At 62.3% G+C, this 13,359-nt stretch carries 12 protein-coding genes; 8 read left to right on the top strand and 4 right to left on the bottom strand.

Annotation, left to right across the window (positions count from 1 at the left end):
* The first annotated feature begins 123 nt into the window (after positions 1 to 123).
* From XH85_RS03400 to XH85_RS03410, 3 genes are all read left to right on the top strand, one after another.
* Positions 124 to 2,685, top strand: coding sequence for a GAF domain-containing protein (locus tag XH85_RS03400; protein WP_128930739.1), 2,562 nt, complete (start codon positions 124 to 126; stop codon positions 2,683 to 2,685).
* Positions 2,686 to 2,968: 283 nt separating this feature from the next.
* Positions 2,969 to 3,631 carry a phytochelatin synthase family protein gene (locus XH85_RS03405; RefSeq protein WP_128930740.1) on the top strand — a complete coding sequence of 221 codons (663 nt, stop codon included), beginning with the start codon at positions 2,969 to 2,971 and terminating at the stop codon, positions 3,629 to 3,631.
* Between the two features lie 189 nt (positions 3,632 to 3,820).
* The gene (locus XH85_RS03410; protein WP_128930741.1) at positions 3,821 to 4,261 is read left to right on the top strand and encodes a hypothetical protein; all 441 of its coding nucleotides are present in this window, start codon (positions 3,821 to 3,823) and stop codon (positions 4,259 to 4,261) included.
* A 112-nt stretch (positions 4,262 to 4,373) separates the two neighbouring features.
* On the opposite strand, the gene XH85_RS03415 is transcribed toward XH85_RS03410, so the two are convergent.
* The gene (locus XH85_RS03415; protein ID WP_128930742.1) at positions 4,374 to 4,916 is read right to left on the bottom strand and encodes a MarR family winged helix-turn-helix transcriptional regulator; all 543 of its coding nucleotides are present in this window, start codon (positions 4,914 to 4,916) and stop codon (positions 4,374 to 4,376) included.
* A 110-nt stretch (positions 4,917 to 5,026) separates the two neighbouring features.
* Between XH85_RS03415 and XH85_RS03420 the strand changes: the two genes are divergently transcribed.
* The 5 genes from XH85_RS03420 to fahA all read left to right on the top strand — a co-directional run bounded on the left by XH85_RS03420 (position 5,027) and on the right by fahA (position 10,673).
* Positions 5,027 to 6,640 carry an FAD-dependent oxidoreductase gene (locus XH85_RS03420; RefSeq protein WP_128930743.1) on the top strand — a complete coding sequence of 538 codons (1,614 nt, stop codon included), beginning with the start codon at positions 5,027 to 5,029 and terminating at the stop codon, positions 6,638 to 6,640.
* A gap of 8 nt (positions 6,641 to 6,648) precedes the next feature.
* Positions 6,649 to 6,873 carry a DUF2783 domain-containing protein gene (locus XH85_RS03425; protein WP_128930744.1) on the top strand — a complete coding sequence of 75 codons (225 nt, stop codon included), beginning with the start codon at positions 6,649 to 6,651 and terminating at the stop codon, positions 6,871 to 6,873.
* A 24-nt stretch (positions 6,874 to 6,897) separates the two neighbouring features.
* Positions 6,898 to 7,854, top strand: a complete 957-nt coding sequence (locus XH85_RS03430; protein ID WP_128930745.1) for an MBL fold metallo-hydrolase — start codon at positions 6,898 to 6,900, stop codon at positions 7,852 to 7,854.
* Between the two features lie 2 nt (positions 7,855 to 7,856).
* Complete coding sequence (gene hmgA / locus XH85_RS03435) at positions 7,857 to 9,203, top strand: homogentisate 1,2-dioxygenase (RefSeq protein WP_164940584.1); 1,347 nt, start codon at positions 7,857 to 7,859, stop codon at positions 9,201 to 9,203.
* Between the two features lie 198 nt (positions 9,204 to 9,401).
* Complete coding sequence (fahA, locus tag XH85_RS03440) at positions 9,402 to 10,673, top strand: fumarylacetoacetase (RefSeq protein ID WP_128930747.1); 1,272 nt, start codon at positions 9,402 to 9,404, stop codon at positions 10,671 to 10,673.
* A gap of 119 nt (positions 10,674 to 10,792) precedes the next feature.
* Here fahA and XH85_RS03445 read toward each other — a convergent pair whose 3' ends face one another.
* The 3 genes from XH85_RS03445 to XH85_RS03455 form a co-directional block, all read right to left on the bottom strand.
* Positions 10,793 to 11,104: a DUF1272 domain-containing protein gene (locus XH85_RS03445; RefSeq protein ID WP_128930748.1), complete on the bottom strand. Its 312-nt coding sequence runs from the start codon at positions 11,102 to 11,104 to the stop codon at positions 10,793 to 10,795.
* Between the two features lie 105 nt (positions 11,105 to 11,209).
* Positions 11,210 to 12,334 carry a CaiB/BaiF CoA transferase family protein gene (locus XH85_RS03450; protein ID WP_128930749.1) on the bottom strand — a complete coding sequence of 375 codons (1,125 nt, stop codon included), beginning with the start codon at positions 12,332 to 12,334 and terminating at the stop codon, positions 11,210 to 11,212.
* A 210-nt stretch (positions 12,335 to 12,544) separates the two neighbouring features.
* Entirely contained in the window at positions 12,545 to 13,345 is an 801-nt protein-coding gene (locus tag XH85_RS03455; protein ID WP_128930750.1) for an FAD binding domain-containing protein, read from the bottom strand.
* Between the last annotated feature and the right edge of the window lie 14 nt (positions 13,346 to 13,359).

The raw sequence follows: 13,359 nt of genomic DNA on the forward strand, positions 1-13,359 counted from the left end.
CTGCTTGTGGACCCTTCTCGGACATCAGCCCGGCCCGGTGACATGCGATTCAGGCTATCCCGGCCCTTCCTGAATGATGGTTTGGACCGATAAGATACCCTTCTTGACCCTTTGGGGGCGGATATGGCGCGGCCATCAAGAACGGGCGGCAAGACGAGCCAGGCGAAGACCCGCAAGGGCCGCAAGACCACCAAGAGCAAGCGCCGCATTGCGCCAGCGGCCAGCCGAGCGAAGCGTCGTTCGGTCGCCGGTTCGAGCAAAGACCTGAAGGAGGCCCGCGAGCAGCAGGCGGCGACGGCCCAAATATTGAAGGTCATCGCAAGTTCGCCTGACGATGTGCAGCCGGTATTCGAGGCGATTGCGATCAGCGCCAACAGGCTGATTGGCGGTTTCTCTACGGCAGTGTTTCGCTATATCGACGGCATGCAACACCTGGAGGCGTTCACGCCGACCAATCCGGTCGCTGACGAAGCATTGCGAGCTTCGTTCCCGCGGCATCTCACAACGACTTCGGCGCCCTTCGAGTTACTGCGTGATGGCAAACCAACGCAGATTGTCGATACCGAATCCTCGCCAAACATACTGGCCAGGGATTTGGCGCGATTGCGCGGCTTTCGCAGCATGTTGTTCACGCCGTTGATGAGCAATGGGGTGCCTATCGGCTTGATCACCGTGACGCGAGTCGAGACCGGTTCATTCGCCGACCATCACGTGCAATTGCTACAGACCTTCGCCGACCAGGCCGTGATCGCCATCGAAAACGCGCGGCTGATCAACGAGGTGCAGGCCAAGACCCGCGATCTCTCCGAAGCCCTCACCTACCAGACCGGCAGCAGCAATATCTTAAGGGTCATAGCGTCCTCACCGACTAACGTCGAACCAGTTCTCGAAGCAATCGTCGCAAGTGCGTGCCAACTTTGTGAGGCCGATGACGCTGCCGTGCTCTTGAAGGACGGCGACGAACTGCGCTTCAGCGCACATCATGGCCCGATTTCGATAGATGTAGGAAAGTGGCCGATCAATCGCGGCTGGGTCTCGGGGCGTGCGTTCCTCGATCAGACGCCGGTGCACGTGCGCGACCTCCTCTCAGACGAAGGCGCCGAATTTCCAGATGGTCGGAAATTGACCCAGCATACCGGCACCGGGGTTATTCACAGCATTCTGGCTGTTCCGTTGCTGCGCGAAAAGGAGAGCATTGGCGCGATTCTGCTTCGCCGCACCGAGGTGCAGCCATTTAATGAGAAGCAGATTGCCTTGCTACAGTCCTTCGCCGACCAGGCGGTGATTGCGATCGAGAACGCGCGATTGTTCAATGAAACGAGGGAAGCGCTGGAGCGGCAAACTGCGACGTCGGAAGTGCTACGAGTCATATCCAGTTCGCCTGGCGGACTTGGGCCGGTGTTCGAGGCCATGCTGGAAAATGCCGTGCGCATCTGCCGTGCCAGTTTTGGGACGCTGCTCCTATACGAAGGCGACAGGTTGCGGCGGGTGGCCCGGATGGCCGCGCAAAACGTGCCGCAATTGTACGCGCCCGACCAGGAAACGCCGCCACACTTCATCGCGCCGTTTGATGGGGCGCCTTCGCTGGGGCGCCTCGTCGAGACCAAGGCGCTGGTTCACATTGCCGATATCGCCACAGAGCATCCCGACGATCTGATCTACAAGGTCGCCGCAGCCCGCACCGTTCTGATTGTGCCGATGCTCAAGGACAGCGAGCTTGTCGGTGGCTTTGCTGTCTACCGCAAGGAAGTGCAAGAGTTCAGCGACAAGCAGGTCGAGTTGCTGGAAAATTTTGCGGCACAAGCGGTGATCGCCATCGAAAACACACGACTGCTCAAGGAGCTGCGGCAGCGAACCGACGATCTCTCGCAATCCCTCGACGACCTCCGCACCGCACAGGACCGCCTGGTGCAGACCGAAAAGCTTGCCTCGCTCGGCCAGCTCACCGCGGGCATTGCGCACGAGATCAAGAACCCGCTCAACTTCGTCAATAATTTCGCAACCCTTTCAGCGGAGTTGACCGAGGAGTTGAACGAGGCCCTCAAGCCCGCCGAACTCGTCGACAAGATCCGCACCGAAGTCGATGAGCTGACGGCGCTTTTGAAGAGCAACCTCGAAAAGGTCGTGCAGCACGGCAAGCGGGCCGATTCCATCGTCAAGAACATGCTGCTGCACTCACGCGAGGGACCGGGCGAGCGCCGCCTCGCCGACATCAATGCCCTGGTCCAGGAGAGTCTTAATCTAGCCTACCATGGCGCGCGCGCAGAGAAGTCCGACTTCAACATCACGCTCACGCAGGACCTCGACCCCGACGCGGGCGAAATCGAGGTATATCCGCAGGAGATCACGCGCGCGCTGCTCAACGTGATCTCCAACGGCTTCTATGCCGCGACCAGGCGCAAGTCCGAGGCGGGAGACGAGACCTTTGAGCCTGTGCTGAGTGCGGCCACGAACAACCTTGACGACAAGGTCGAAATTCGCATCCGCGACAACGGCACCGGGATTCCGGTCGAGGTGAAGGAAAAAATGTTCAATCCCTTCTTTACTACCAAGCCAGCTGGCGAAGGCACGGGGCTCGGTCTGTCGATGACCCACGACATCATTGTCAAACAACACGGCGGAACCCTCGATGTCGAGAGCGAGCTGGGTGTGTTTACCGAGTTCATTATCACGCTGCCGCGATGACCTCTTTTGGCCATCGGCGAAACTGTGGATAGCCTTTTAGAGTTCTGCTTCGGGTCTAGCGGACGCGAATTGCTCTCGTTGAGCTCTTCTCAGTTTGACCCGAAGGCGAAGATCGCGATAGCGCCCGGACGTCAGCAGCTGACGCCAGACCGGACGTGGTGGCGACGCGGCCAAATCGATGAGAATGACCTTCAACGGACGTTTACTTGGGGTCGCTTCCGCCAATTAGCTTAAGGATATAATCTGGCCAGCCTCCAGTCGGACTGCTGCCAGGTTCAGACCCATGAAGCGGTGGCGCTCAGTCAGCATTATCTGCATGGTTGTCACTGCGGGCCTGCTGGGTGCCGGGGCCCTTGTCGTCGGCCAGTCACGCGTGCCGACAGAAGCCATTGCATCCTCGGTAACACGTACACCGGAGCTTATGGAACGCGCGTGGCACCTGCCAGTGGCCGCCACATTCCATGGGAACGTGAACTGGCAATCAAATAGCTCTCGTTGCGGACCTGCAGCTGTTGCGAATGCGTATAGGTCGCTCGGCGAGACGGCAAGCACGGAGGATAAGGTGTTGGCCGGTACCGGGCGGTGCTGGACGGGCTTATGCATCCTGGGTCTCACGCTCGACGAACTGGCCGAGGTGGCGCGGACCAACACGAGCCGGAACGTCACGGTCTTGCGTAATCTCAGCGAGGGCCAGTTTCTGGAACATTTGCGTCGCTCCAACGATCCAGGCCGACGCTACATCGTGAATTTCAATCGCGCGCAAATTTTTGGTGCTGGTGTTGGACATCATTCGCCCATTGGCGGCTATCTGGAAGCCGAAGATCTAGTTTTCGTGCTCGATGTCAATTCCAATTACCAGCCATGGCTAGTCGAGCGAAAGCGGCTGTTCGCAGCTGTGAATACGTACGATGGCGATAAGAAGCGCGGGCTGCTGCTGATCGAGTAATTGCAAATCTCTTCGGCCTGTCACGTACAGCCCTGGGCTGAAGAAGGCGAGCGAGGCGGTGGAGGTGACCAGGCGATCGAATAAAACAAGGCTGCGAGCGGCTGCCTTGCGACGGGTCTGCTCGTGGCCCTGAGTCGAACAGAACTGCAGCCGTCACGACGTCGGCTGTCTGATGTGGTCCGGATTCCGATGAAGCATTTTATGGAAGGACAGTCGGTTTTAGCGCCTCTCCCTGTTTTACTTTTGCTGGGCGGGTGTGCCGGAACGATGCCCGAGTGCAATTCTTTGGATGCGCGTAATACAGTGATTAAGATCGTTTCGGGCGACAGCAACAACGCGCTTGTCAACTACGCCGTTATGAACTCGAGCGCGGTTGCGGCGATGATAAGTCGTGCGACCACAGAGGCCGAAAAACTAGCGATTTGGGAAAAGGCGAGACAAGGTGCCGCTTATAGGTTGGATGATGCGATAAGCACAAATTCAAGAAGCAAAGCCAAGCGAGCAGTTACCTGTACCGCGTTATTGTCTGCGACCGTTGAGGATGTGACAGCGCAAAAGGAGGTGGACTTCGAGGTGGAACTAACCGCAGACGGCAAGATTTCCGTTTCGGTCAGACCGTTTCAATTTTGACCGATGCCACGTAGCGGCCTCTTTCATATCAGGCCAAGCAGGGAATGTCGCCTTTGGTCCATAGCAGGCCTTGGCCTATGCTTCGTCGATTTCCGCTTTATAGATACCCACCCTAATACGCCTGCTTGGCGTCCGCCTCTTCGCTGGTCTGGATCAGGTCGAGGCTCTGCTCGATCTTGCCGAGCAGGGCCGAGAGCTGCTTGCGCTCCTGTGCGGAGAGGCAGGCGAGGATCTCGTCTTCCCGCCGCAGCAATTGCGGGAATAGCTCCTCATAGAGCGCGCGGCCCTTCTTCGTCAGTTGCAGGCGGAATTCGCGGCGGTCGGCTTCGTTCTCGACCCGCTCGATCAATCCCTGGTGCAGCAGCGTCGTCACCGCCCGGCTGATGGTCGATTTGTGCGTGCGGGTGCATTGCGAGATGAATTGCGCGCTGCAGGCATCATTGCGGAAGCCGAGCGTGGCGATCACGCGCCATGCCGGAATGTCGAGGCCATGCCGCTCCTGATATTCGACCGCGAGCGCGGAACTCACCTCCGCCGCGAGCCGGTTGAGGCGGAACGGCACGAACTTGAACAGGTCGAGCCGAGGCTTTGGCCGCGGCGAAGCCTCGTCGGCTTGCCGTGTCTTCAGCGCGATGTCGCTGGATGTCCTCGCCAAGGAAAGCGCTCCGAATTCAGTTGACGGCCGGCCGGCTCCGGTCCAAAATAGTTGCACGTGAGACTATCTAGCAGATCAGTCCTCTCCTGACCAGAGCGAAAGGTTAGCGCATGGCGCAGGCCAAATCCCAGTTCGGCTATCGCCGCCACCCCGATCAGGATCGTCCGGGCCAAGACCCGGCCGCGCATCCGGTCGTGGTCGTCGGTGCGGGCCCGGTGGGGTTGTCGCTCGCGATCGATCTTGCCCAGCGTGGCCAGCGCGTCGTGCTTTTGGACGATGCCGACCGTATCGGCGAAGGCTCGCGCGCGATCTGCTTCTCGAAACGTTCGCTGGAATATTGGGACCGCCTCGGCGTCGGCGACCGCATGGTCGAGAAGGGCGTGGTGTGGAGCGTCGGCCGGATCTTTCACGGCGAGTCGCAGCTCTACCAGTTCAACCTGCTGCCCGAGGACGGCCACAAGCGGCCGGCCTTCATCAACCTCCAGCAATATTACGCCGAAGCCTATCTGGTCGATCGCATCCAGGATCTGCCTGCGATCGACCTGCGCTGGCGCAACAAGGTGACGGCGCTGGAGCAGCGCAATGATTCGGTCGCGCTGACGATCGAAACGCCGGAGGGAGCCTATCGGCTGCACGCGCAATATGTCATCGCCTGTGACGGCGCGCGGTCCTCGCTGCGACAGATGGTCGGCGCCGAGTTCGCGGGACAGGTGTTCGAGGACCAGTTCCTGATCGCCGACGTCCAGATGACCGCAGAATTCCCGACCGAACGCTGGTTCTGGTTCGATCCGCCGTTCCATGCCGGACGTTCGGCGCTGCTGCACCGGCAGCCCGATGACGTCTGGCGCATCGATCTCCAGCTCAATCGCTACGCCGATCCGGTTCTCGAGAAGAAGCCGGAAAACGTGCGGCCGCGCATCGCGCGCATGCTTGGCCATGACAAGTTCGAGTTCGAGTGGATCTCGCTGTACAAATTCCAATGCCGGCGGATGGACCGCTTCATTCATGGCCGCGTGATTTTTGCCGGCGATTCCGCGCACCAGGTCTCGCCGTTCGGTGCGCGCGGCGCCAACTCGGGACTGGAGGACGCCGAAAACCTCTCCTGGAAGCTCGATCGCGTGCTGCGCGGGACTTCGCCCGCGAGCCTGCTCGAGAGCTACCATGCCGAGCGCAGCATGGCGGCCGATGAGAACATCCGCGAATCCACCCGCTCGACCGATTTCATGGCACCGAACTCGCACCAGGAAGCGCGGCTGCGCAAGGCGGTGCTGTCGCTCGCCAAGGAGACCGAGTTCGGCAAGCGTATGGTCAATGCCGGCCGGCTGTCGGTGCCGTGCAGCTACGACTCGCCGCTGTCCTCGCTCGATGCGGATACGTGGCGCGGTGGACCGTCGCCCGGCTGTTCCATGCTCGACGCGCCCGTCGCAACGCGTGCCGGCGAGCAGATCTATCTGACGGATGCCTTCCGCGAGGGTGGAACGGACTTCACCTTGCTGTCGTTCAGCAATGGCGCGCCGATCGATGTGCCCGATGGCATCAAGGGCATCTGCATTGGAGATGAAGGCGGACTTGCCGATCCCTCGGGCCTGGTCGCAAAACGCTACGGCGCCGAGCCGGGTGCCGCCTATCTGCTGAGGCCCGACGGTTATGTCGCGGCGCGCTTCCGCCACCCGACGCGCGCGACGATCGCGGCGGCGCTGGCGCGGGCCGAAGGTTTGTATTGAGGTTTCGCATGCCGCTCTCCACCAACTCCAACTTCGCGCGTCCCGACGATGCCTTTCGCGCCATCGTCGAGGCGCATCGCGGCCTCACCGAGGAGCAGAGCGCCGATTTCGACGCGGCGCTGGTGCTGATCCTCGCCAACCATATCGGCGACATCGACGTGCTGCGCGAGGCGATCGGCCTTGCCAAGCGGCGCATGATCGACGGCCAGCAGCAACAACAGCAACAACAATAACCCAATGACTTGAAGGACGAATTGATGGCGAAGAATTTCGCATCCACCGGCGATCTCTCCGAGAAGAAGATCACCTTCTCCGAGATCGGCACCGATCTCTATGCCTTCACCGCCGAGGGCGATCCCAACACGGCCGTCATTGTCGGCGACGACGGCTGCCTCGTGTTCGATGCACAGGCAACGCCCGCGATGGCGAACAAGGTGATCGAGCGCGTGCGCGCCGTCACCGACAAGCCGATCAAATATGTCGTGCTGTCGCATTATCATGCGGTGCGCGTGCTGGGCGCATCCGCCTACAAGGCGCAAGGTATCGTCGCCTCACAGGAGACCTATCGGCTGATCGAAGAGCGCGGCAAGCAGGATTGGGATTCCGAATACGGCCGCTTCCCGCGCCTGTTCCAGGACGCGCAGAGCATCCCCGGCCTGACCTGGCCGACGCTGACCTTCGAAGGCGAGATGTCGATCTATCTGGGAAAGCGCGAGGTGCGCCTGATGCAGTTAGGGGCCGGCCACACCTCCGGCGACATCGTCGCCTGGGTGCCGGATGCCGAGGTGATGTTCTCCGGCGATCTCATCGAATATCACTCGGCCTGTTATTGCGGCGATGCGCATTTGCGCGAATGGCCGCTGACGCTGAACGAGATTCGCAACTTTAATCCCAAGGCCATCGCGCCGGGCCGCGGCGATGCCCTGAAGGGCCTCGCCACCGGGCGCGAGGCCATCGCGATGACGCGCGATTTCGTCTCCACACTCTATGGCGCGGCCGAAATCTCCGTCGCCAAGGGCCGCACCTTGAAGGAGACGATGGCGGCGACGCGCGAGGTGATGGATCCGAAATTCTCGAGTTTTGCCATCTACGAGCACTGCCTGCCGTTCAACGTGTCGCGCGCGTTCGACGAAGCGTCGGGGATCGACGACCCCGTGATCTGGACCGACAAGCGCGACCAGGAGATGTGGTCTGCCCTGCAAGGAGGAGGATAGTCATGAACATCAACACCTCGCCCGATCAGATCGTTCGCAGTTCCGCACAGGTGACGCCGGGCTATATGTCCGGCTTCGGCAACAGTTTTGAGACCGAGGCGCTGCCGGGCGCGCTGCCGATCGGGCGCAACTCGCCGCAGCGCTGTGCCTATGGCCTCTATGCCGAGCAGCTCTCGGGCTCGCCCTTCACCGCGCCGCGCGGCACCAATGAGCGCTCCTGGCTCTATCGCATCCGTCCGTCGGTGAAGCATTCCGGCCGCTTCGAGAAGATCGATGCCGCGCTGTGGCGCTCGGCACCGTGCCACGAATACGATCTGCCGATCGCGCAGCTGCGCTGGGATCCGACGCCGATCCCGAAGGAGGAGGTGACCTTCCTCCAGGGCGTGCAGACCATGACGACAGCGGGTGACGTCAACACGCAGGCCGGCATGGCGGCGCATGTCTACCTCATCACCAAATCGATGGTGGACCAGCATTTCTACAATGCCGACGGTGAGCTGATGTTCGTGCTTCAGCAGGGCGTCTTGCGTATCGTCACCGAGTTCGGCCGCATCGATGCCGAGCCCGGCGAGATCGTGGTGATCCCGCGCGGCGTCAAGTTCCGCGTCGAAATCCCGAACGGTCCGGCGCGCGGCTATCTCTGTGAAAACTATGGCGGCGCTTTCACGCTGCCGGAGCGCGGGCCGATCGGCGCCAATTGCCTCGCCAATGCGCGCGACTTCCTGACGCCGGTCGCGTACTATGAAGACAAGGATACACCGACCGAGCTTTACGTGAAATGGGGCGGCTCGCTGTTCAAGACCACGTTGCCGCATTCGCCGATCGACGTCGTCGCCTGGCACGGCAATTACGCGCCCTATAAGTACGATCTGCGCACGTTCTCGCCGGTCGGCGCGATCAGCTTCGACCATCCCGATCCCTCGATCTTCACGGTGCTGACCTCGCCGTCGGAGACGGCTGGGACTGCGAATATCGACTTCGTGATCTTCCCCGAGCGCTGGATGGTCGCCGACAACACCTTCCGCCCGCCCTGGTATCACATGAACATCATGAGCGAGTTCATGGGCCTGATCTACGGCGTCTACGATGCCAAGCCGCAAGGCTTCGTCCCCGGCGGCATCAGCCTGCACAACTGCATGCTGCCGCACGGCCCGGATCGCGATGCGTTTGAGCATGCCAGCAATGGCGAACTGAAGCCCGTGAAGCTGACCGGCACCATGGCCTTCATGTTCGAGACCCGCTACCCGCAGCGTGTCACCGCGCATGCCGCGAAATCATCGACGCTCCAGGACGATTACGCGGAGTGCTGGAAGGGCCTGGAGAAGCGGTTCGATCCGAACAGCCCGTGAGGCTTCTTACCCTCCCCTGGAGGGGGAGGGTCGATCGCGCGTAGCGCGAGCGGGGTGGGGTGACGGTCTCTCCACGTCCAACAGTGCTCGTGTTGAGAGATCACCCCACCCCGTCTCATATTTCGCTGCGCTCAATACGAGCCGACCCTCCCCCTCCAGGGGAGGGTGACACCGCCACCGCTGCGCCACGGAAAACCAATGCCCCACCCCAACGACCCCAGCCTCCGCTCCTTCATCGACGTCGATCCCGCTTCCGACTTCCCGATCCAGAACCTGCCTTACGGCGTGTTCTCGACTGCGGGCAATCCAACGCCACGGATCGGTGTTGCGATCGGCAATTACGTGCTCGATCTCTGGGAGCTCGAGCAGGCCTCGCGGCTCGACGTCGGCCCGCTCGGCGTGTTCTCCGGGGCCTCGCTCAATCCCTTCATGGCGCTCGGACCAAAAGTCTGGACCAAGACGCGGGCGCGGATCGGCGAGCTCCTGCGTCACGATCATCCGGAGCTGCGCGACAACGAGGAGCTGCGCAGCCGCGCGCTGGTGCCGATGCGCGATGCAAAGCTGCATCTGCCGTTCGCGGTCTCCGGCTACACCGATTTCTATTCCTCCAAGGAGCACGCCACCAATGTCGGCGTGATGTTCCGCGGCAAGGACAATGCGCTGCAGCCGAACTGGCTGCATATGCCGATCGCCTATAACGGCCGCGCCTCCACCGTCGTGGTGTCGGGCACCAAGGTGAAGCGGCCGCGCGGGCAGCTGAAGCCGCCGAACGTGGAGGTGCCGAACTTCGCTCCGTGCAAGCGACTCGATTTCGAGCTGGAGATGGGCGTCGTGATCGGCCAGCCATCGCCGATGGGCGGCATGCTGAGCGAGAGTCAAGCCGAGGAGATGATCTTCGGTTTCGTGCTGCTCAACGATTGGAGCGCGCGCGACATCCAGCAATGGGAATATGTGCCGCTCGGCCCGTTCCTGGCAAAAGCGTTCGCGACCTCGATCAGCCCGTGGGTGGTGACGCGCGAGGCGCTGGAGCCGTTCCGTCTGAAGGGGCCGGAGCAGGCGCCGGCGCCGCTCGACTATCTCAAGCAGAACAAGCCGCAGAACTACGACATTGCACTCGACGTGTCCTTGCGCGCTGCCGGCGCCAACGCCCCCGCCAGCATCAGCCGCACCAATTTCAAATACATGTACTGGTCCTCGGTGCAGCAGCTCATGCACCACGCCTCCAGCGGGTGCGCCATGAATGTCGGCGATCTCCTGGGGAGCGGCACCATCTCCGGCCCGGAAAAGGATCAGCGCGGCAGCCTGCTCGAGATCAGCTGGAACGGCACCGAGCCGGTCGAATTGCCCGGCGGCATCAAGCGGTCGTTCCTGGAAGACGGCGACAGCCTCGTCATGCGCGGCTGGTGTCAGGGCAAGGGCTATCGCGTGGGGTTCGGCGAGGTCGAGGGGACGATTCTGGCGGCGGAGTAGCGCGCGCCGCCACGACCTCCGTCATTGCGAGCGCAGCGAAGCAATCCAGAATCTCTCCGCGGAGGGATTCTGGATTGCTTCGTCGCAAGGGCTCCTCGCAATGACGGTGTGGCAGCAGTTCACCGTCTCTCCGGCGGCACCTCGCGTATCCTCGCGCAATGCGCCGCGACGTCGTCCAGGCTGTACTTCAGATGCACCCGCTTGTCGGACGGCACCTGCTTGGTCGTGCACACGCCCGGCCGCCATTCCTGCGCGGGCCTGATCGGGCGCGGGGCAAAACCGCCGCCGCAGTTCGGGCAGACGTTGAAGAGTTTCGTCTCCACGCAATCCGCACAGAACGTGCATTCATACGAGCAGATCCGCGCGTCGGTTGCATCAGGCGGCAGGTCGCGGTCGCAATATTCGCAGTTCGGTCGTAGCTGGAGCGCCATGGCTGAATCTCCCGGATTGACCGGGATCATCGCAGATCGCGCCCGCGGCGCGAATGACGTAGTTCCCTCGATTTCAGCCGGGCTCCAGGCGATTGCCTAGCGCCGCTAGCGCCCGGCCTTCCACGCAGCCGTCACAGCCCCGATCTCCGCCGCCTCCGGCTCGCGGACGGCCGAAGGCGTGCGTGAGAATCTCGGCGCGGGCGCGGGCTGCTTCACGCCGTGACGCTCGACGAAGACATTGCGGGCGACCATGTGCGGGTGTTGCGTGGCCTCCGACATGGTCAGCACTGGCGCGAAGCAGATGTCGGTGCCTTCCATGATCTTGCACCAGTCCTCGCGCGTCTTGCTCTTGAACACCGCCTTCAGCTTCTCCTTCAGCGCCGGCCAGGCGTTGCGGTCCATCTGCGCGTCGAAATCGGCGTCGGTCAGGCCCGCGTGCTGGCGCAGCAGCGCGTAGAATTGCGGCTCGATCGACCCAATCGAGACGAAATGGCCGCAGGCGCATTCGTAGACGCCGTAGAAATGCGCGCCGCCGTCGAGGAAGTTCTGGTTGCGCCCCTCGGTCCAGCGTCCCATCGTGGTCATGTCGAAGAAGAACGACATCAATGACGCCGCGCCATCGCACATGGCGGCATCGACCACCTGGCCCTTGCCGGACTTTTGCGCTTCAAGCAGCGCCGCGAGCACGCCGACGACGAGATAGAGCGCGCCGCCGCCGAAATCGCCGACCAGATTGAGCGGCGGCACCGGTGTCTCCTTAGGTCCGATCGCGGCGAGCGCGCCGGTGATGGAGATGTAATTGATGTCGTGGCCAGCGGCGTTCGCAAGCGGGCCCTCCTGGCCCCAGCCGGTCATGCGGCCGTAGACCAGCTTCGGGTTGCGCGCGAGCACCACGTCAGGCCCGAGCCCGAGCCGCTCCATCACGCCGGGACGAAAACCTTCGACCAGCGCATCGGCGCTGGCCAGCAGGTCGAGCACTTGTGCGATCGCCGCCTTGTCCTTGAGGTCGAGCTCGATCACCTTGCGGCCGCGGCCCGCCACCGACTTCATGCTCTTCCTGGCGCCGATGCGATCGAGCGTGACGACGTCGGCGCCCATGTCGGCCAGCATCATGCAGGCGAACGGGCCGGGTCCGATGCCGGCGAATTCGACGATGCGGAAGCCCGACAGCGGGCCGGAGGCGCGGACGGAGGAGCCATCTGATTTTTGTTGGGCTGGTTTATCGAGCACGTTGTTGTTTCCTCGGGTCGCGGGCGGATGCCGGTGATCCGGCAACGGCCTCGGACATTGCTCTTTGGGGCGAGTTAATTGGCTGATTAACTTTTCTCGCCTTCACACCAGCGAGGCAAGCGGTTTTCATGCCGCATGGCCAAAATAAAAACGGCGCGCACCGAAGTGCGCGCCGCGGAAAATTTGTGTCGAGGCGCTAAAGCGCGATCGTCAGCCCGCAGCGGTCACCGCGCGCTGTGCCATCACTTTGACGAGGTTGGCGCGGTACTCGGCAGTGCCATGGATGTCAGCCAGCAATCCGCTCGCAGAAATATTGACGCTGTCGATCGCCGATGGCGACCAGTTCGCCTTCAACGCGGCTTCGATGGCGCCCACCCGCATCACGCCGTTCTGCGAGGCGCCGGTGGCGGCCACCCGCACCTCGCCCGACTTGGTCTGCGCCACGAACACGCCGGTCAGCGCGAAGCGCGAGGCCGGATGCCGCATCTTGGCGTAGCCCGCTTTCGCCGGAACCGGGAACGACACGGCGGTGATGATCTCACCGTCTTCGAGTGCCGTGGTGAACAGGCCCTTGAAGAAATCATCCGCCGAGATCGACCGCTTGTTGGTCTTCACGGTGGCGCCGAGCGCGAGCAGTGCGGCGGGATAGTCGGCAGCGGGATCGTTGTTGGCGATCGAGCCACCGATCGTGCCGCGATAGCGCACCGCGGGGTCGCCGATCAGCGACGCCAGATAGGCGAGTGCCGGAATCGCCTTCTTCGCGGCATCGCTAGTGGCGACGTCATGATGCGGCGTGGCGGCTTTGATGGTCAGCGTGTCGCCGGAGGCCTCGACGCCGATCATGTCCTTGATCTTGCCGAGGTCGATGACGTCTGACGGATTGGCGAGCCGCTGCTTCATGACCGGCAGCAGGGTTTGTCCGCCGGCCAGGAATTTCGCCTCGCTGCTCTTGCCGAACAGGCTCACGGCTTCGTCGACCGAGGAAGCCCGATGATAGGTGGTCTGGTACATCTTCGTTCCTCCCT

Source organism: Bradyrhizobium zhanjiangense, from assembly GCF_004114935.1.
Lineage (GTDB): Bacteria > Pseudomonadota > Alphaproteobacteria > Rhizobiales > Xanthobacteraceae > Bradyrhizobium > Bradyrhizobium zhanjiangense.

Coding starts and splice junctions, on each gene's coding strand:
- XH85_RS03410 (WP_128930741.1), top strand. CDS start 3,821: ATGAAGCATTTTATGGAAGGACAGTCGGTTTTAGCGCCTCTCCCTGTT.
- XH85_RS03400 (WP_128930739.1), top strand. CDS start 124: ATGGCGCGGCCATCAAGAACGGGCGGCAAGACGAGCCAGGCGAAGACC.
- XH85_RS03445 (WP_128930748.1), bottom strand. CDS start 11,104: ATGGCGCTCCAGCTACGACCGAACTGCGAATATTGCGACCGCGACCTG.
- hmgA (WP_164940584.1), top strand. CDS start 7,857: ATGAACATCAACACCTCGCCCGATCAGATCGTTCGCAGTTCCGCACAG.
- XH85_RS03455 (WP_128930750.1), bottom strand. CDS start 13,345: ATGTACCAGACCACCTATCATCGGGCTTCCTCGGTCGACGAAGCCGTG.
- XH85_RS03430 (WP_128930745.1), top strand. CDS start 6,898: ATGGCGAAGAATTTCGCATCCACCGGCGATCTCTCCGAGAAGAAGATC.
- XH85_RS03420 (WP_128930743.1), top strand. CDS start 5,027: ATGGCGCAGGCCAAATCCCAGTTCGGCTATCGCCGCCACCCCGATCAG.
- fahA (WP_128930747.1), top strand. CDS start 9,402: ATGCCCCACCCCAACGACCCCAGCCTCCGCTCCTTCATCGACGTCGAT.
- XH85_RS03405 (WP_128930740.1), top strand. CDS start 2,969: ATGAAGCGGTGGCGCTCAGTCAGCATTATCTGCATGGTTGTCACTGCG.
- XH85_RS03425 (WP_128930744.1), top strand. CDS start 6,649: ATGCCGCTCTCCACCAACTCCAACTTCGCGCGTCCCGACGATGCCTTT.